Genomic DNA, 17477 nt, shown 5'->3' with positions numbered 1-17477 from the left:
TGGCAGACCCGTACCTGGCCGCCCTGGAGACCACGTTCACCGCCGAGAACTGGTCGGGGCCGATACGTGTGCGCGCCACCCTGGACGGCCGGGTGTCCAACCGGGGCGTGGCCCGCTACCACGACCTGCGCGGCGACCACCTCACCGGGCACGCCACCGGTTCCGAGAACGACGTGGCCTGGCTGATGGCGAGCACCCGGAGTTCACACATCACCGTGGGACTTGCCGCCAGGATCGACGCGGATGTACCCGGCGCGCGAATATGGCCAGGCGTCGACCACATCTCCTCCGAACATGTGCTCAACCTGGCTCGAGGCGATCCCGCTACGCTCACCAAGATCGTGACGTTGACAACCTCGCGCGACCCTGCCAGCCACGATCCTCTCTCGTCGGCGCTCAGTCGTGTATGCCACGCGCCATGCTTCGAGGAACTTCTCGCCCGTCACGCGGCAGCGTGGGAGTGGTTGTGGGGGCGTGCCCGGCTCGATGTGAGCAGCGCCAGATTGTCCCAAACCATCCACCTGCACATCTTCCACCTGCTCCAGACGTTCTCCCCGCACACCGCCGACCTCGACGTCGGCGTGCCCGCCCGCGGCCTGCACGGGGAGGCGTACCGGGGCCACGTGTTCTGGGACGAGCTGTTCGTGCAGCCGTGGCTGGCCCTGCGTTTCCCCGAGGTCTCGCTCGGCCTGCTGCGCTACCGCTGGCGGCGGCTGCCGGAGGCCAGGGCCGCAGCCAGGGCGGCCGGGTACGAGGGCGCGATGTTCCCGTGGCAGAGCGGCAGTGACGGCCGCGAGGAGACCCCGGCCCTGCACCTCAACCCGCTCTCCGGGCGCTGGCTGCCCGACCGCTCCCGCCTGCAGCGGCACGTCGGCCTGGCCATCGCCTACAACGTGTGGCACCACTACCTGGCCACCGGCTCCATGCCGGCCTGGTGCGCGGAACTGCTGCTCGACATCGCCAGGTTCTTCGCCTCGTTGGCGGTGCTCCACGGCGACCGCTACGAGATCCGCGGCGTCATGGGACCCGACGAATACCACGACGGCTACCCGGGCGCTGACGTGCCGGGGCTGGCCAACAACGCCTACACCAACGTCATGACCGCCTGGCTGCTCATGCGCGCCCGCGAGGCCGCCTGTCTGGCGCCGGAACTGGCGCCGGAACTGGCGCCCCCGGACGTGGAGCTGGCCCGCTGGGACGACATCAGCCGCCGCCTGCGGGTGGACTTCCACGACGGCGTGATCAGCCAGTTCACCGGCTACGGAGACCTGCTGGAGCTCGACTGGGAGCGCTACCGCGGCGTGCGGCGCCTGGACCGGGCGCTGGAGGCCGACGGCGACGACGTCAACCGCTACAAGGCCTCCAAACAGGCGGACACCCTCATGCTCTGCAACCTCCTGACCGGCGACGAGCTGACCGGCCTCCTGGAACGGCTGGGTTACCCGGTCGACCACGGGCTGATCTCCCGTACCGTCTCCTACTACCTGGCCCGCACCAGCCACGGCTCGACACTCAGCGCGGTCGTGCACGCCTGGGTGCTGGCACGCTCGAACAGGGCACAGTCCTGGAGATTCTTCACCGAGGCCCTCTTCGGCGACATCAAGGACGTCCAGGGCGGCACCACCGCGGAGGGCATCCACCTGGGCGCGATGGGCGGCACCCTTGACCTCCTGCAACGCTGCTACCTGGGGCTGGAGTCGCGGCCGGACGGGCTGCGGCTGGACCCGTTGCTGCCCGGCCGGCTCGGCGTGCTGTCCATGCCGATCCGCTACCGCGGGCGCCAGATCTTCATCGACGCCGACCACCACGAGGCACGCGTGAACGGCACCGCGCGCCGTACCTATACGCGAGGAGAAACGATCACGAGTGGTGCCGAAGATCTCGGAAGCCGCGACCAGGACCTCCCGCCCGGGCACGGCCCCGTCATGGCCAACCCGACGATGGAGGCGCTGGACCCGGAGGAGTGCCTGCGGCCCAATGGGCCAGGACCTGCGTTCGGGGCTGGAAGGGGCGGACATCAAGATCGCGTTCGAGGCCGACAAGATCGATGAGGTCAACCGCGAAGGGTGGAGCGTTTTGATGCAGGGGCCTGGGCTCCGGCTGGCTTGAGGTGGAGACATGCGGCAGCTCAGCGCGCTGGATCGAGACCGCCACCAACGTCGGCGGACTGGCCGGGCTGAACGGTGGGCCCAGCCGGAGGGTGTCGGTCGTTTGCGGGAGCTACGGCCGCCGCCACGGCCCAACCGTCGTTGAGCGCCTCCACCGGAGCATGCGTACCAGCCGAATCGCCTCTATCGGTGCTCGGGGTTGTCGAAGTCGAAGCGGCATCCGGCGTCCCATTCCGAGCGCTGGTTGCCGTGGGCCGGGATGCCGCCGGCGTCCTTGAGCATGCGTGCCAGGTGCAGCAGGTTCCAGGTCATGAAGGTGGTGTTGCGGTTGGTGAAGTCGTTCTCCGGCCCGCCCGAGCCCGGGTCGAGGTAGGACGGTCCGGGCCCGGCGGCGCCCACCCAGCCGGCATCGGCCTGCGGCGGGATGGTGTAGCCCAGATGCTGCAGGCTGTAGAGCACGTTCATGGCGCAGTGCTTGACGCCGTCCTCGTTGCCCGTGATCAGGCAGCCGCCCACCCGCCCGTAGTAGGCGTACTGGCCGGCCCGGTTGAGCAGGCTGGAGCAGGCGTACAGCCGTTCGATGATCTTCTTGGTCACCGAGCTGTTGTCGCCCAGCCAGATCGGCCCGGCGATGACCAGGATGTCGGCGGCGAGCACCTGCTGGTAGAGGGCGGGCCACTCGTCGCTCTCCCAGCCGTGCTCGGTCATGTCCGGCCACACGCCGGTGGCGATGTCGTGGTCGATCGCCCGCAGCTGCTCGACGTGTACGCCCTGCGCGTCCATGATGTGCGCGCTGAGATCGATCAGGCCCTGGGTGTGGCTGCGCTCGGGGCTCTTCTTGAGGGTGCAGTTGATGAACAGCGCCCGCAGATCGTCATACCGGGCAGGCGCTCCGTTGACTGTCATCATGACGGTTCCCTTCGATGCGGGCCAGGTGCCTCCGCAGGCAAGCTTCGGGCCATGACCTGTTCTTCGGCCAGCAGGCTCGCCGCGACCAGCGGGCGGTCTCGAGCACAACGCGAGTGCCGTCGACTTACTCGATCTCGGTAGTGGCTCCGGCGATCGCGTCGGGGTAGAGCCGCCCGATCACCGGCCCAGCTCCCGTAGCGTCGTCGAACCGCTGCCGCCAAGCACCTGATAGCGGTCACGAGCCGCCGTTCATGGCGTGGGAAGCTGGTTCATCGCCGGCGTCGGCGAACCACTCAACAAAAGAGGGTCAGTGGCCAGGTTGATCGTCGCCACGGCGGCGGACCACGGCGACCGGGCAGTGAGCGTGGTGCAGCACGCCGTGGCTGACGGAGCCGAGCACCGCTATCCCACGCCCGCGATTGCCCACCACGAGCAGGTCCGCGTCTTTGGACGCCTCAGTGAGCGCCGCGACCGGATGTACGGAGGTGATATCCGCGATCGCGTCGACGTCAGGGTGTTCGGCCCGCCAAGGGGTGAGCCGATCGTGGACGAAGTCGTACTGGGCTCGTTGCAGCCGGTCCCAGTCGAGCGAGACCGCGTGAATGGGGACGGCGTAGGCGTAGAGGACGTGCAGCGGCACTCCGCGCAGGGACGCTTCGTTGAAGGCGTGGGCCAGGGCGGGCTCTGAGGAGTCGGTCTCGTCCAGACCTACCACGAGCCGCCCATGGTCAGCCGCGATCGAGCGTACGACGACGATCGTGCCGTGGGCGTGGCCCGCCAATCGCAGGCTGACCGAGCCGAGCAACGCGCTGGCGAATCTACTCCGGCCGCGCGAGCCGACCACCAGTTCGGCGGCCGGCTCCGCCTGCGTCCGCAGCTCGGCCACCGGCGATCCGATCTTCACCTTGGTGGCGACCTCGATGCCGGGCCAGCGGGCCATGACAGCCTGGGCCTTCTTCTCCAGCATGGCCTCGGCGGCCTCCCTGAGGTCCTCCAGCAGGCCAGGGATCGGGAAACGCGGAAGTTCGTAGGAGCCGTGTTCGATCACATGTACGAGCTCAAGCCGGAGCCTTTTGCGCGTGGCATCGGCAGCAGCCCAAGCGATGGCGGTGTCGGCGCCCGGCGAGTCGTCAGTCCCCACGACGATGACGTCGTTCATGGTTGCGCCTTTCGCTAGCCGTTGAGGACGTCGTACGGGCCCTCTGCCCGAAGCGTGGCAAAACCACGGCAAAGATCCTCAAGGCCGGCCGTTCACCCGGAGTCGTCCGCCTTCGGTGAGCTGAGGCCTGATCTCCCTTGTGAACAGGAGGTCGAAGGGCCCGCTGAGGTCGGGTCATATGCCCCTGTCGTGAACCGTTGCCTCGCCGGAGGCTGAACAATAGGGGGAGGTGCATGATGAGGCGCGCGAGTCAGTGGGTGTTGCTTCGAGTGCGCCGGTACTGGCTGGGACGGAATCCGCTGCGTCGTCGCTCCGATCGGCTGGAAGCGGCAGCTGTGGCTGCCACGTTGATTCTGCTGCTGTTCAGCGTCTGGCCGGCCGTCGTCGTGGGGCGGTCGGTCTATGAGAGAGGCCTGCAGGCCGAGCGAGCCGGCCAGGGCGTCCGCCAGTCAGTGACGGCGACTCTGACCCGGGATGCGCCGTACACCCTTCCTACCGGAGGTGGCGAGGATGGCGCGGAGCCGGGATCACACGCTCCCGCGCGGTGGATGGCTCCGTCCGGTCACTGGAAGATGGGCGAGGTGGCCGTGCCCGCGGGCACCAGGGCGGGTACGTCCGTAAAGGTATGGATCGACGGTCACGGCGAGTTGACCACTCCTCCGACGAGCCACGCGGAAACACTGACGGGCGCCACGGTCGCGGCCTTCCTGGTCGTCGTGGGATCAGCGGCTACCCTGTCGTTGGCCTTCCGGGCCTTCAGAGGGTTGCTCGACAGAGGGCGGTACGCGGCGTGGGACGCCTCCTGGGCGGAGGCGTGCGCGCGGTGGCGCCGCCACAAACCTGACGGGTAGCGCCGTTACGCCTCACTCGGCGTACAGCGAGAGTCGAAGATCAGGTTTGTCCGCCACGGCGATCACGACCAGCGGGCCCTTGGCGTACTGGACGAGGGCATGGCTGACCGATCCGAAGAACGCGCTGACGTACGGCGATCCCGCTCGAGATCGGAGAGAACGACGTGGAAGTCCTCTCCGGAAAGCCCAGATCGCTAGCCCTGATGCCCAGATCGGCGGGTGCCTTACCGTCCCTGAGGCGTTCCCGGCCGACCCGGGCTTGGGCCGCGGCGCCAGGGCCATTGGTCCTCAAAGAGAAGGACTTTCGTCCCTAGCGAGACGAACCGGACGGCGGGAGGTTGGTTTTAGGCCTGTGAGACGAGCGAGGGAGTCCGACCTGAGAGCCTCGATGGAGGATCAATGGAAGGGCTGAGAGGTCGGAAAGCCGAAAGACTGACCGGCGACCCCTAGCCACCTGATCCGGACCATACCGGCGAAGGGAGAGCGCCTCACAGGTCTTTGTCGTGTGCAGCCCGGCGACCCCTAGCCACCTGATCCGGACCATACCGGCGAAGGGAGAGCGCCTCACAGGTCTTTGTCGTGTGCAGCCCGGGGAACGCTGACCACCGGCTCCATTAAGCAAAGCAACGACCCCCGAACGTGTTCAGTCGGCTCGGACACGTGGCCGTACGACGGCGACCGGGCAGGATGCGTAGTGCAGGACACCGTGGCTGACCGAGCCGAGCATGGCTGAGCGGATCACCCCCCGGCCTGCTGTGGAACGAACGCCATCTGCGTCACGCCCTGCGCGAGTATGAACGGTTCTATAACCAGCACAGAGCCCACCAAGTCCTGAACCAAGCGGCCCCACTGCGTCCCCTCCCGGATCCGATCACGAATCCCGAGCGATTCATCGCGCTGAACATATGCCAACGGGACCGGCTCGGCGGGGTCCCCTACGAGTGCTCACATGCGGCTTGAGCTGCGTAGATGGGGTTTACGGCAGGCGCAGAGGGGTAGGTTAGGCTGGCCCAAGAGCGGCGGAGAATCATGCTGTATGCCCTCGTAGATCTGCGGCATGCTGATTTTCCCTGGCCGCTGATAATGAGACGTCGCAATCCATGTGGGGATGGGATGAACGACCTGCTGAATCATGTCCTCACGGCCCACGGTGGTTTGGAACGCTGGTCGCAGATCGGTGAACTGAGCGTTGATGCGCAATTCCACGGCCCCTTCTGGAAAGTCAGAGGATTCTCGGATGAGCCTTTTCATGCGAAGCTCACCGCCGAGACGCGGCAGGAGTGGATACGGTTTTCTCCTTGGGCGGCCCCAGGCCAGGATATGATCTTCGATCGCAGTGAGGACCAGGTCTCGCTGGTGGCGGAGGACGGCGGCACCCTGGAGAGCCGGACCGGAATCCGCTCCACTTACGGCGGGTACGACCTGGCATCGCCGTGGGAGTCCCTTCAGGTGGGCTACTTCCTCGGGTACGCCATGTGGAACTACCTGACCACGCCATTCCTCTTCACGTATCCAGGGATGGAGTCGCGCGAGGGAGCGCGGTGGGAGGAGAGCGATGAGACGTGGCGGCGACTGCACGTCAAGTACCCCGACAGCATTGCCTCGCACAGTTCGGAGCAGACCTTCTACTTCGCTGAAAACGGTATGCTCCGACGCCTCGACTACAACGTGGATGTGAATGTCGGCGTTGCCGTTGCTCGGTACGTCGGCGAATACAAGGATTTTCACGGAATCATTTTCCCGACTCGACGGCGAGTCCATCGGAGGAATCCGGATAATTCCGCTTCGGAGAATTGGTCGATCGGGATCGAGCTTGAAAATGTCACCATGAGCTGAATCACCTAGAAGCGGCGATCCCTGGATCGTTACCATTCAGATGGCGATCGATTTTTCAACGTGACGTGGGGGGTGCGTCGCGTGCTCCTGGAAGGCCTGACATGTCCACACTTTATGCAAATACTCCCATCCAGTATGTTGAGGTCGAAGGCACGCGCCTCGCGTACCGGGAGTTCGGGGACCGCACCGGCGTGCCGCTCGTCCTGTTCAGTCGTTTCGTCGGCAGCATCGATGACTGGGATCCCATGGTCATCGAGCGACTCGCCGCCCAACGCCACGTCATCGTCTTCGACAACGCGGGCGTCGGATTCTCCGACGGCAAGGTCGGGGCTGATATCGCGGAGATGGCCGGCACGGCGATTCACCTCATTGAAGAGCTCGGCATCTCCCAGGCGGACCTGCTGGGATTCTCGATGGGTGGCTACATCGCGGAACGCCTGACGCTCACGCGGCCGGACCTCGTGCGCTACCTGATCCTTGTCGGCACGGGCGCAGGCGCCGGCGAAGGAGCGGTGCTCCAGGGTCCCGAGGTCGAGGAGTGGACCAAGTTCGCCCGCAGCATGCAGGAGACGTACGAGGCGATGTGGTTCAGCAGCTCCGAAACCGGCAAGGCCGCCACCGCGAACTACCTGGGGCGCATCTACACGCCTGAGCGACCCGAGCGAGCCAACGTCACCGACGAGGCCGGGGTCGCGCTCCGCAAGGCGGTCAACGACTGGTGGGCCGGCAAGGGCTCGACACTGGGCGAACTGCACAACATCAAGCAGCCCACGCTCATCGTCAGCGGCATCCGGGACGCGATGGTCCCGACGCCGAACTCGTTCCTGATGGCCCAGAAGATCCCCAACGCACAGCTCATCATCTACCCCGACTCGGGCCACGGCTCACTGTTCCAGTACCCGGAAGCCTTCTCGCGGGCGGTGCTCGACTTCATCGCAACCCAGGAGAGCGGCGGCCTTCGCTAACCGCGACCGATCCGCTGGCCGACGGCGCGGCGCGCTTGGTCGCGCCCGGTCGGGCGCGACCACCACGGTCCCGTCCCGCGGCTCCTGCTCACCGAGTGATCCCGTACCAAGTTCCCGGGTGAGCAACGGCACGGCGGTCAGCATCTCCACTTCGACAGCGCAGATGGCCTCCAGCGCGACCGTGTGCGGATCGACCACGATCAGGCGCCACGTCCTGACCGAAGCAAGCGCCTGGAACCGCTCCGCCGTCACCGGGGCCGGCTCGTTGCCCTGGGCCTCGGCGACGGAATCGGCCAGTGCACGGTTGGCCGTTCCCGCCACGATCTGCAGAGTCATCAGTGTCCACCGCCCCGCTGGCAGCGGAGTATCAGGCCGGCGTGTCAGTCGAGTGCGTAAACGCGATGAACGAACTCGGCAAGCTTGTTGTCGGGCAGTTCTTTCGCGAGATCGGCCTCGCTGATGATGCCGGCAAGGCGGTGACTTTCGATCACGGGCAGGCGCTTGACGTGGTTCTGCTCCATCTTGAACAGCGCCTCCTCGAGGCTGGCATCGGCGTCCACCCATACCAGCCCACGAGCCAGTTCCCCGGCGGTGGTCTGGTCGATGTCCCCGCCGTGGGCGCAGCACTGGACCACGATGTCCCGGTCAGTGACGATGCCCTTGAGCCGGTCGTCGTCCCCGCAGATGGGCAGCGCGCCGACGCCGAGATCGCACATCATCTGCGAGGCGACGCGCAAACTCTCGTGTTCGCCGATGCACTGGACCCCCTCGTGCATCACGTCCCGGGCTTTCACTCCGGTTTCGCCTATATCCATCGCTCGCCTCCCGAACAGGGTACGAAGCGCTCTCATCTGCCCCTACCCGTGCTGGTCCGAGCATGGGCAGGCGTGTCGCCGGAAGATGTAAAAATCGTTCGACGAACTTTGGGGTGCCTCATGCGTTCACGTGCTCGACCCTCGCATCGGGCCCTGGGAACACCAGGGTGTCGTGCTCTGAGTCGAACCAGTGCACCATGTAGGGCGGCGAGCCGTCCGTGTGTTCCACCTCGGTGATGACGCCGATCCGGCGCGGATCACTCTCGTGACGGCCCTCGATGACCAGCTTGTCTCCAACGACAGCCTTCATCATGCACCTCCGTTGGTCCTCTCCCCTCAAGGGACGCTCTTCCCACATTCGGCATGCCGACTCCGGAGGCAGGACCCGAGCGTCGGCCGGCGGTCACACGTCAAGGGTGACCGTGCACATCCATTGGTCCCCGCGCTGCTCGAAAGCCAGCCGGTGCAGGGTGACCGCCTTGGGAACCGCCCCGGTCTGCGCCATCGTCTCGACCTCTGCCGTCGCCAGCAGCAGCCCGTCCTCCTCCGGCGTGGCGCGGATGGGAACCTGGCCGGTGGTGTCCATCCGGTAGATCACCTCATCGAGCACGGCGACGAGCCGGTCTTCCGGGCGGCCCGGCGCGAGGCGCACGCGCTGCTCGGCGCACGCGACCCCACCTGCCGTGTCCAGGAAGCTGTCGCTCATGGCGAGGACCGCCTCGGCGATGCACTCCATGACCGTCGGCGCCCAGGCCTGGATGCGGGTGTCGGCCGTGTGTGGCAGCGTACGATGCCCGCGGGTCATCTCTCACCCCTTGACCACGCCCAGCGGCACCAGCCTGGCCACCTTGCGGCACAATCCCGCGCACTCGGCGGCGGTCACGACCTCGTCGACGTCCTTGTACGCGGCCGGGGTCTCCTCGGCCAGGCCGCGCCAGGTGGAGCCGCGCACGGCGATGCCGCGGGCCTCCAGCCGATCGCGCAGTTCACGGCCGCTGATGGAGCGCGCCGCCCGGTGGCGGCTCTGGGTACGGCCCGCGCCGTGGCAGGTGGAATGGAACGCCTCGCCGCCGGGGACGCCGACCAGCACGTACGACGCCGTGCCCATGGTCCCGGGAATCAGCACCGGCTGCCCGACGGCCGCCAGGTCGGCGGGCAGATCTGGATGGCCGGGCGGCAGGGCGAGGGTGGCGCCCTTGCGGTGCACGCACAGCAGCCTGCCGTCGTGCTTCTCGATCTTGGCGAGATTGTGCGAGACGTCGTAAACCAACTCCAGTTCCGCGCCTGTGACCTCGGCGAACGCGCGCCTCACCGCCTGGCCGAGCAACTGACGGTTGGCCCGGCCATAGTTGGCGGCAGCGGCCATCGCCCCCAGGTACGCCCGGCCCTGGGGCGAGCCGACCGGCGCGCAGGCGAGCTGCCGATCCGGAACCTCGATGCCATAGCGGGGCATGGCCACCTCCATCGCGCGTACGTGGTCGGTGCATATCTGGTGCCCGAGCCCGCGCGATCCGCAGTGGATCATCACGCACACCTGGCCGGCGCGCAGCCCGAAGGCGGCTGCCGCCTTCTCGTCGTAGACCTGGTCGACCGCCTGCACTTCCAGGAAGTGGTTGCCCGAGCCCAGGCTGCCCACCTGACCCTGGCCGCGTTCCATGGCCCGCGTGCTCACGTGAGAGGCATCGGCGTCGGCGACCGCTCCGCGGTCCTCGCAGCGCTCCAGATCGCGGGCGACGCCGTGGCCCTGCTCGACGGCGTAGCGGGCGCCGCCGTACAGGATGTTCTCGAGCCGGGCACGGCCGGGCGACTGCCAGACCGCGTCCCTGCTCGGGCCCCGCGGGATCGTGACGTCGAGGAGATCCATCAGCCGGTCGCGGCGCAGCCCTTCACTGTCCACGTCCGCGGCCAGCAGCCGCACCCCACAGGAGATGTCGAATCCGACCCCACCAGGCGAGACGACACCACCCGCTGCCACATCGGTGGCCGCCACGCCGCCGATCGGGAAGCCGTACCCCCAGTGGAGATCGGGCATCCCGTACGAGGCGCCGACGATCTCTGGCAGGGTCGCCACGTTGATCACCTGCTGGAGCGCCTCGTCCTCAGGCAGCAGCGCGCGGGAGGTGAACACGATCCCGGGCACTCGCATGGCCCCATGCCTGTCGACGCGGAATCGATGGGAGGTTTCCTCGACGAGCTCCATCCGGGCTCCTCATGAGGGTCTGGAGACGAAACCTGTCAGACCCGCGGAGCGAGTGACTCCCTCGCCCGCCTCGCGGGCAATGTCCATTCTCCCTCCCGCCGGCTGATCCCCTCAGGGGCGAAAGACCTTTAACCCCGGCCCGTTCGGCCTGATCTGGTCGGCGCAGACGGCTCGGTGCGTGCCATACCGGCGATTTTCGACGCAGACGCCCTGACGCCCCGCTCCTTCTCGAGCGAGCTGGGGCAGGACCGTACGGTCGGAGAGGGCGGCGTACGCGTGATCAATGCGGATGTCGTCCGATTGGCGGATGTGACGCATGAGGAGATGTCCGAAGTGGAGAAGCGCGAGCAGGCCGAGGTGTCGCGCCGTGCTCGCCGCTTTCGTGGCGATCGCGCACCGATCGACCTTGCGGGTCGTACGGTGATCCTGGTTGACGATGGATCGCCACGGGCAGCACCGCTCGGGCCGCCTGCCAGGTGGCTCGTGCGCGCGGGGCCGCGCGAGTGATCTTGGCGGTCCCTGTCGGAACGCCGGACACGATTGAGGGTCTGCGCGAGGACGCCAACGAGGTGACCTGCTTGGAGACGCCTTCCACTCTGTGGGCCATTGGCTCCTGGTACATCGAGTTCACCCAGAACACCGACGAGCAGGTGATCGAACTGCTGCAGCGGGCCGCACCGCCTACCGCCGAGGGCACGGTGTGCAGGATCCGGTCGAGGCGGACGGCGGCGTAGCCGAGGACCCGCTGCAGCTCACGCAGCCGCAGGTAGCGGGCGACGGAGATGGTCTTCTGCGCGCGGCCGACCTCCTGCATGGCCTGGTAGAACCGCCCTGGTCGTGGCCGTGAGGTCGATGAGCCGGTAGGCCTGGGCACGAGAGATCCGAAACTCGCGGCGGCGCACTCATCCCGAGATCCATATCCGCCTGCGGTGCGCACGCCGCACCGCTCGGCCAGGACCGTGACCGCCTGCCGTGCCTCGGCGAGCGGCTGCCCGACTCTAGAAAGGCTAACGGTGTTAGCTTATGATGTCGATATCAGCTAACACCGTTAGCCATTGCGAAGGGAGACGTCATGAGCGTTGAGGCCATGCGGGGCCGGGGATGGGGCGCGTGGGTGCGGTGGGCGGGGTGGGTGCTGCTCGCCGGATTCCTCGGAGCGTTCGCCGTGTTCGAGTCGGCGAAGTACGGGCTGCCGACCACGGCGGCGGCGGTGGCGTTCTTCCTGCTGCCGGATCTGGCCGGCAAGGTCGCGGGCGGGCGGCGCTGGATCGTCGCGGTCGCGAACTCCGGCTGGATTCCGGTCGTGATCCTGGTCGGCTACTCCTTCTCACCGATCGGCTGGCCGCCGCTGTTCACCGCCGGGCTCGGCTGGGCGACGCGGCTCGTAGTCGGACGGGTGGTGCGGCGTGGTTGAGCGTCGCGAGCAGATCGTCGCGGCCGCGTTGGAGCTGCTGGAGGCCGACGGCCGCGAGGCGATGTCCATGCGGAGCATCGCCGAGCGCGTCGGCATCCGGGCGCCGTCGCTCTACAAGCACTTTCCCGACAAGGCGGCCGTCGAGCTGGAGCTGACCGTGATCGGGCTGACCGAGATGACCGAGGCGCTCGAGGCCGCCGAGCCCGGGCTGCTGCCCTGCGCACGCGCCTACCGGAGCTTCGCATTGGCGCGGCCGCACCTCTACCGGCTGACAACCACCAATCCGCTGCCGCGGCTGTTGCTGCCCGAAGGACTCGAGGACCGGGCCGCCGGTCCCATCCTGCGCGCCATGCACGGCCGCGCGGATCTGGCGCGCGCGGTGTGGGCGTTCGCGCACGGGATGGTGATGCTCGAACTCGACGGCCGGTTTCCGCCCGGAGCCGACCTGGAACCCGCCTGGACCGCGGGTTGCACGGCCTTCCAATGAGACATCGGGGAGGCGGCCACGATCCACGACCGGTCCATCGCCGGACGCGTCACCGTTGAGGACTCCTGCCGTTCACCACCGACTCCGGCAGGAGGTAGCCGCCTTGCGGACTCAGTGTGGAGACGGCTACGAAACACGTCAAGACGTAGGCGAATCGGTTCGATTGGGTGGTCGGCGCCCGGGAGGCCTGTGCGCTGGTGCGTCCTGGTCATGCCATGCCGCCACCGGATGAACGTTTCATCAGCTCGCCCGCCGTGACAGTGCGACCGCGCCCGGTCGGCTCTGATCGGCCCGCTTCGGCACGCGGCGGAAGAGAGCGAGCCCTTGACGGATCTTCTCGCGTCATGTTTGCTCCGCCACACCACCACCTCAGCAGGCCGGTGTGGAAGGAGTCCCGGATTGACCAAAACGATGTTAACGCTAACAACGATATCGGGAACCGCCGCCGGCATGCCGAAGGGGACAGCACCCGACCGTGCCCACCGTGGGCCGGTTACGGCGACCACTCAGCACGATCCCAAGTCGCCGATCCACCAAAAGGAGGTCCTCGTGTCCACAACAAGTGGGCCGGAGCGCAAGTACGTTAGCGCGAACATTGCTACTCGATTCGACCCGCTTCCTGACCGCCGCGCCGGATTGAGCATGCGTACGTGGGGACGATGGTGCGCCGCCGCGCTGATGGCCGTGGCCTTGGTGGTGGCGGGTACGGCGATGGGGGCGGGGGTAGCCAGCGCGGAGTCCAACGGCGGGGTGCGGGTCATGCCGCTGGGCGACTCGATCACCGAGGGCACGCAGGTGCCGGGCGGGTACCGGATCGGGTTATGGCAGCGCCTGGCCGCCGGCCGTTACACGGTCGACTTCGTCGGGTCGCAGTTCAACGGGCCGGGCAGCCTGGGCGACCACGATCATGAGGGCCATCCCGGGTGGCGGATCGACCAGATCGACGCGAACATCACCGGCTGGCTGCGTACGTACACGCCGCGCACGGTGCTGCTGCACATCGGCACCAACGATGTCCTGCAGAACTACAACGTGGCCGGTGCCCCGCAGCGGCTGTCCACGCTGATCGACCACATCACCACAGCCGTGCCCGACGCGGACGTCTTCGTCGCCACCATCATCCCGCTGTCCAACTCCGGCCAGGAGTCCGCCGCCCGCACCTTCAACGCGGCGATCCCCGGCATCGTCCAGAGCAAGGTGAACAGCGGCAAACGTGTCCACCTGGTCGACATGCACAGCAAGTTGACCACCTCCGACCTGATCGACGGCATCCACCCCACCGCCGGCGGCTACGACAAGATGGCCGCCGCCTGGTACGGCGCGCTTCAATCGGTATCGGGCAGCATCGGCCAGCCGGGGAGCGGCACCCCTGGTGCGGGCGCGATCAGGGGTGTGGGGTCGGGCAGGTGCCTTGATGTCTCCGGCGCCTCGCAGGCGAACGGCGCGCAGGCGCAGATCTGGGACTGCAACGGTCAGGCCAACCAGCAGTGGACGCCGACCGCGAGCGGTGAGCTGCGGGTCTACGGCGGCAAGTGTCTGGACGTATACGGCGCCGGCACCGCCGACGGCGCCAACGTCATCATCTGGGACTGCAACGGCCAGACCAACCAGCAGTGGCGCTTCAACTCCGACGGCACCATCACCGCCGTGGGTGCGAACAAGTGCCTGGACGTGCCGAACTACTCCACCGCCAACGGCGTGAAACTCCAGATCTGGTCCTGCGGCGGCGCCGCCAACCAGCGCTGGACCCGCTCTTGACGCATGACATTCCGGTGGATCGCCCGGAGATCTCCCCCGACACCCCGGTAGGTAAAGGAATCAGATGCGCAGAATCCTTGGCTTAGCAGTGGCGGCGGTACTCGCGGCCGGCTCCGTCGTCGCGATCGGCAGTGAGACGTCGCCGGCCGCCGCGCTGGACAACGGCCTGGCCCGCACGCCCCAGATGGGCTGGAACGACTGGAACAGCTTCGGCTGCAACGTCAACGACTCCCTGATCCGTCAGACGGCTGACGTCATGGTCTCCAGCGGCATGGCGGCGGCAGGCTACACCTACGTCAACATCGACGACTGCTGGTCCACCAAGAACCGCAACTCCAACGGTGACCTGGTGCCGGATCCGCAGAAGTTCCCCAACGGCATCAAGGCCGTGGCCGACTACGTCCACTCCAAGGGACTCAAGCTCGGCATCTACTCCTCGGCCGGAACCACGACGTGCGCGGGGTACCCGGCCAGCCTGGGCAACGAGCGACGGGACGCGGCCCTGTGGGCGTCCTGGGGGATCGACTACCTGAAGTACGACAACTGCGGTGATCACCGGGGCCAGAACGGGCAGCAGCGGTACACGGCCATGCGGGACGCGCTGGCCGCCACCGGGCGTCCGATCGTGTACAGCCTGTGCAACTGGGGCCAGGAGAGCGTGTGGACCTGGGGGATGCCGGTAGGCAACTCCTGGCGCAACTCCGGCGACATCGCGGCCAACTGGAACTCGATCACGGGCATCCTGGACCAGCAGGTCGGGCTCGACGCGTACTCGGGCCCCGGCGGGTGGAACGACCCGGACATGCTGGAGGTGGGCGTCGGCGGGGTGACGGGGACCGAAGGCCGCGCGCACTTCAGCCTGTGGTCGTTGCTGAACGCGCCGCTCATCGCCGGAAACGACATCCGTACGATGAGCGCCGACACGCGTACGATCCTCACCAACACCGAGGTCATCGCGGTCAACCAGGACTGGGGCGGCAGACAGGGCTACAAGATCAGCGACAACGGCAACCTGGAGGTCTGGCGCAAGCCGATGTCGAACGGCTCGGTCGCGGTCGTCCTGCTCAACCGGGGCACCTCGACCTCGACGGTCTCCACCACCGCCGCCGCCCTGGGGCTGGGGTCCGCGTCCTCCTACTCGGTGCGCGACCTGTGGGCGCACACGACGTCCTCCTCGTCCGGGACGATCAGCGCGTCGGTCCCCGGACACGGGGCGGCCATGTACGTCGTGACCGGCGGGGGCATCGTCACGCCCCCGCCCGCCGGGACGATCAGGGGCGTGGGGTCGGGCAGGTGTCTTGATGTCTCGCAGGCGAACGGCGCGCAGGCGCAGATCTGGGACTGCAACGGCCAGGCCGGCCAGCAGTGGACGGCGACCGAGGGCGGCGAGCTGCGGGTCTACGGCGGCAAGTGCCTGGATGTGTACAACCGGGGCACCGCCGACGGCACCAACGTCATCATCTGGGACTGCAACGGCCAGGACAACCAGAAGTGGCGCTTCAACTCCGACGGCACCATCACCGCCGTCGGGGCGAACAAGTGCCTTGACGTGCCGAACAACGCCACCGCCAACGGCACCAAGCTGACCATCTGGTCGTGCAACGGCGGCGCCAACCAACGCTGGACCCGCGCCTGAGCCTGGCGAAGACGCCCAGGCCACAACGCACGATCTGTCCCCCACGTCAACCGGCGAGCACCGTCCACTCCGTCGACCGACGGCCCTGCGCCGCGACCTACCGCACCACCGACCTGTGGTCCGGCGGCTACCAGGGCGAGGGTCACGGTGATGGCTGTGGCCTGTGCGCGACGACGCCATGAACGGCCGCGTTGGGTGCACCGCTGTGGTGGTGCGCCCAACGCGTCTTGTCCGCCCGGAAGCTCAGCGCCACCATGACCGGCGCGTGGCAAGGGGGCGGAGAGGACTGCGGTCGATCGTGCGTGATCAGGAATCGCTCTCTTGGCCGCCGTAAGCACTCAGCAGCCGGTCGTACTCCGCCCGGGTGAGGGGGAGCACCGAGCCGTGCTTGGCTCCAGGGGGCAGTCGGTAGCTCGTCGAGGGCATCCATTTTCCGGAGTCGAGATCGGTGGTCTCGAACGGGACGTAGTTGCGCCTCCCGAATTCGTCGATGAACATGTACCACCTCTCTTCGGTGTTCGACTTGAACACGGCCGGGCCTTCGCCACGGTCGATCTCCCCGTCGCCGATGCGGTCGGCCAGGAAGTCATAGGTGGTGGAGGTCAGTTCTCGGGACTTCTCGGCGGTGATGAGCTTGGCGCCGGGCACGGAAGGCGTCTGGTCCCGCTCGTCCTTGGTGTAACGGTAGTAGACGCCGTTGTGCTTGATCACGGCCGAGTCGATGACCGCATGCCCTGGATCGTGCCAGATCTCGGGTTCGCTGAACTTACGGAAGTCGGTGGTGGTGGCGTACAGCATCCGGTTGTAGGTCGTTCCGGTGTGGTCTGGGTCGTCCTGGGCGTAGAGCTTCGAGGCCCAGAAGACGACGTACTTGCCGAGTTCTTCGGCGTAGCACGCCTTCGGCGCCCAGGTGTTGCCCGCGGTGTCGCCGGACACCTTGACAAGGCGCTGACCGGTCCAGTTGACCAGGTCCGTGGAATCCCAGACCACGATCGACTTGCTGCCGGTGCGCTCGGCTCTGTCCCAAGTGAGCTGTACCGGGTCCTCGTCGCCGCCGGACGTCAGCAGATCCGTGGCGATCAGGTGGAACCTGTCGCCCTCGGGGGAGCGGATCAGGAAAGGGTCGCGCACTCCCTTGGTGCCGAGGTCGGAGGTCAGGATCGGCTTTCCGGCGTTCAGTTTCCGGTAGTGCAACGGATCGTTGCCGAGGCTGAGCGCCATCCGGATCCGTTCGTCGTCGGAGGCGGGGCTGCCGACGAAGTAGACGAGCAGGTAGCCGGCGTAGACCGGTTTCGGCTGATGCACTAATGCTCCTGAGTGGAGGGAAAGGTCGGGTGCG

Annotated in this window: 18 protein-coding genes and 1 riboswitch; of the genes, 9 read left to right on the top strand and 9 right to left on the bottom strand. The window is 67.4% G+C overall.

Going from position 1 to position 17477, the window contains the following annotated elements:
• On the top strand, nt 1-2051 hold a 2051-nt coding region (locus ACIHFD_RS60895), incomplete at its 5' end, for a glycosyl hydrolase family 65 protein (protein ID WP_397374762.1).
• Between the two features lie 240 nt (nt 2052-2291).
• Here ACIHFD_RS60895 and ACIHFD_RS60890 read toward each other — a convergent pair.
• From ACIHFD_RS60890 to ACIHFD_RS60880, 3 genes are all read right to left on the bottom strand, one after another.
• Nucleotides 2292-3017 carry a flavodoxin family protein gene (locus ACIHFD_RS60890; protein WP_397374761.1) on the bottom strand — a complete coding sequence of 242 codons (726 nt, stop codon included), beginning with the start codon at nt 3015-3017 and terminating at the stop codon, nt 2292-2294.
• 307 nt (nt 3018-3324) lie between these two features.
• A complete protein-coding gene (locus ACIHFD_RS60885) occupies nt 3325-4176 on the bottom strand; it encodes a universal stress protein (protein ID WP_397374760.1) in 852 nt (283 codons plus the stop codon).
• Between the two features lie 1204 nt (nt 4177-5380).
• Nucleotides 5381-5525, top strand: a riboswitch (TPP riboswitch).
• A gap of 145 nt (nt 5526-5670) precedes the next feature.
• Nucleotides 5671-5769, bottom strand: coding sequence for a universal stress protein (locus tag ACIHFD_RS60880; protein ID WP_397374759.1), 99 nt, complete (start codon nt 5767-5769; stop codon nt 5671-5673).
• A gap of 371 nt (nt 5770-6140) precedes the next feature.
• On the opposite strand from ACIHFD_RS60880, the gene ACIHFD_RS60875 reads away from it, so the two are divergent.
• Together ACIHFD_RS60875 and ACIHFD_RS60870 are read left to right on the top strand one after the other, a co-directional pair.
• Nucleotides 6141-6863, top strand: coding sequence for a hypothetical protein (locus ACIHFD_RS60875; protein ID WP_397374757.1), 723 nt, complete (start codon nt 6141-6143; stop codon nt 6861-6863).
• 101 nt (nt 6864-6964) lie between these two features.
• A complete protein-coding gene (locus ACIHFD_RS60870; protein WP_397374755.1) occupies nt 6965-7828 on the top strand; it encodes an alpha/beta fold hydrolase in 864 nt (287 codons plus the stop codon).
• Here the strand turns inward: ACIHFD_RS60870 and ACIHFD_RS60865 are convergent.
• The 5 genes from ACIHFD_RS60865 to ACIHFD_RS60845 all read right to left on the bottom strand — a co-directional run bounded on the left by ACIHFD_RS60865 (nt 7748) and on the right by ACIHFD_RS60845 (nt 10843).
• Nucleotides 7748-8164, bottom strand: a complete 417-nt coding sequence (locus tag ACIHFD_RS60865; protein ID WP_397374754.1) for a hypothetical protein — start codon at nt 8162-8164, stop codon at nt 7748-7750. The genes ACIHFD_RS60870 and ACIHFD_RS60865 overlap by 81 nt on opposite strands.
• 44 nt (nt 8165-8208) lie before the next feature.
• On the bottom strand, nt 8209-8643 hold the full coding sequence (locus tag ACIHFD_RS60860; protein ID WP_363983001.1) for a CBS domain-containing protein: 435 nt from the start codon (nt 8641-8643) through the stop codon (nt 8209-8211).
• A 118-nt stretch (nt 8644-8761) separates the two neighbouring features.
• Complete coding sequence (locus ACIHFD_RS60855) at nt 8762-8956, bottom strand: DUF1918 domain-containing protein (RefSeq protein WP_318787210.1); 195 nt, start codon at nt 8954-8956, stop codon at nt 8762-8764.
• Nucleotides 8957-9046: 90 nt separating this feature from the next.
• The gene (locus ACIHFD_RS60850) at nt 9047-9448 is read right to left on the bottom strand and encodes an archease (protein ID WP_397374753.1); all 402 of its coding nucleotides are present in this window, start codon (nt 9446-9448) and stop codon (nt 9047-9049) included.
• Nucleotides 9449-9451: 3 nt separating this feature from the next.
• Nucleotides 9452-10843, bottom strand: a complete 1392-nt coding sequence (locus ACIHFD_RS60845; RefSeq protein WP_397374752.1) for an RtcB family protein — start codon at nt 10841-10843, stop codon at nt 9452-9454.
• Between the two features lie 174 nt (nt 10844-11017).
• On the opposite strand from ACIHFD_RS60845, the gene ACIHFD_RS60840 reads away from it, so the two are divergent.
• From ACIHFD_RS60840 to ACIHFD_RS60815, 6 genes are all read left to right on the top strand, one after another.
• Nucleotides 11018-11350 (top strand): hypothetical protein, encoded by a 333-nt coding sequence (locus tag ACIHFD_RS60840; RefSeq protein ID WP_397374751.1) that lies wholly within the window; start codon nt 11018-11020, stop codon nt 11348-11350.
• Between the two features lie 71 nt (nt 11351-11421).
• A complete protein-coding gene (locus ACIHFD_RS60835; RefSeq protein ID WP_397374750.1) occupies nt 11422-11577 on the top strand; it encodes a hypothetical protein in 156 nt (51 codons plus the stop codon).
• A 338-nt stretch (nt 11578-11915) separates the two neighbouring features.
• Nucleotides 11916-12257: a hypothetical protein gene (locus ACIHFD_RS60830; protein WP_397374749.1), complete on the top strand. Its 342-nt coding sequence runs from the start codon at nt 11916-11918 to the stop codon at nt 12255-12257.
• On the top strand, nt 12250-12744 hold the full coding sequence (locus ACIHFD_RS60825) for a TetR/AcrR family transcriptional regulator (protein ID WP_397374748.1): 495 nt from the start codon (nt 12250-12252) through the stop codon (nt 12742-12744). Before ACIHFD_RS60830 ends, ACIHFD_RS60825 begins: the two co-directional genes overlap by 8 nt.
• 642 nt (nt 12745-13386) lie before the next feature.
• Nucleotides 13387-14502, top strand: a complete 1116-nt coding sequence (locus ACIHFD_RS60820; protein WP_397374746.1) for a lectin — start codon at nt 13387-13389, stop codon at nt 14500-14502.
• A 64-nt stretch (nt 14503-14566) separates the two neighbouring features.
• Complete coding sequence (locus ACIHFD_RS60815; protein ID WP_397374745.1) at nt 14567-16138, top strand: RICIN domain-containing protein; 1572 nt, start codon at nt 14567-14569, stop codon at nt 16136-16138.
• Between the two features lie 306 nt (nt 16139-16444).
• Here ACIHFD_RS60815 and ACIHFD_RS60810 read toward each other — a convergent pair whose 3' ends face one another.
• Nucleotides 16445-17443, bottom strand: a complete 999-nt coding sequence (locus ACIHFD_RS60810; protein WP_397374744.1) for a glycoside hydrolase family 43 protein — start codon at nt 17441-17443, stop codon at nt 16445-16447.
• Nucleotides 17444-17477 lie beyond the last annotated feature (34 nt).

This window comes from Nonomuraea sp. NPDC051941 (assembly GCF_044593615.1).
This window is presented reverse-complemented; position numbering and strand designations above follow the sequence as displayed.

Bases quoted from the DNA above. Each gene is read 5' to 3' on its own strand.
- ACIHFD_RS60855 (WP_318787210.1), bottom strand. From the start codon at position 8,956: ATGATGAAGGCTGTCGTTGGAGACAAGCTGGTCATCGAGGGCCGTCAC.
- ACIHFD_RS60815 (WP_397374745.1), top strand. From the start codon at position 14,567: ATGCGCAGAATCCTTGGCTTAGCAGTGGCGGCGGTACTCGCGGCCGGC.
- ACIHFD_RS60860 (WP_363983001.1), bottom strand. From the start codon at position 8,643: ATGGATATAGGCGAAACCGGAGTGAAAGCCCGGGACGTGATGCACGAG.
- ACIHFD_RS60870 (WP_397374755.1), top strand. From the start codon at position 6,965: ATGTCCACACTTTATGCAAATACTCCCATCCAGTATGTTGAGGTCGAA.
- ACIHFD_RS60850 (WP_397374753.1), bottom strand. From the start codon at position 9,448: ATGACCCGCGGGCATCGTACGCTGCCACACACGGCCGACACCCGCATC.
- ACIHFD_RS60865 (WP_397374754.1), bottom strand. From the start codon at position 8,164: ATGACTCTGCAGATCGTGGCGGGAACGGCCAACCGTGCACTGGCCGAT.
- ACIHFD_RS60830 (WP_397374749.1), top strand. From the start codon at position 11,916: ATGAGCGTTGAGGCCATGCGGGGCCGGGGATGGGGCGCGTGGGTGCGG.
- ACIHFD_RS60890 (WP_397374761.1), bottom strand. From the start codon at position 3,017: ATGATGACAGTCAACGGAGCGCCTGCCCGGTATGACGATCTGCGGGCG.
- ACIHFD_RS60845 (WP_397374752.1), bottom strand. From the start codon at position 10,843: ATGGAGCTCGTCGAGGAAACCTCCCATCGATTCCGCGTCGACAGGCAT.
- ACIHFD_RS60885 (WP_397374760.1), bottom strand. From the start codon at position 4,176: ATGAACGACGTCATCGTCGTGGGGACTGACGACTCGCCGGGCGCCGAC.
- ACIHFD_RS60820 (WP_397374746.1), top strand. From the start codon at position 13,387: ATGCGTACGTGGGGACGATGGTGCGCCGCCGCGCTGATGGCCGTGGCC.
- ACIHFD_RS60875 (WP_397374757.1), top strand. From the start codon at position 6,141: ATGAACGACCTGCTGAATCATGTCCTCACGGCCCACGGTGGTTTGGAA.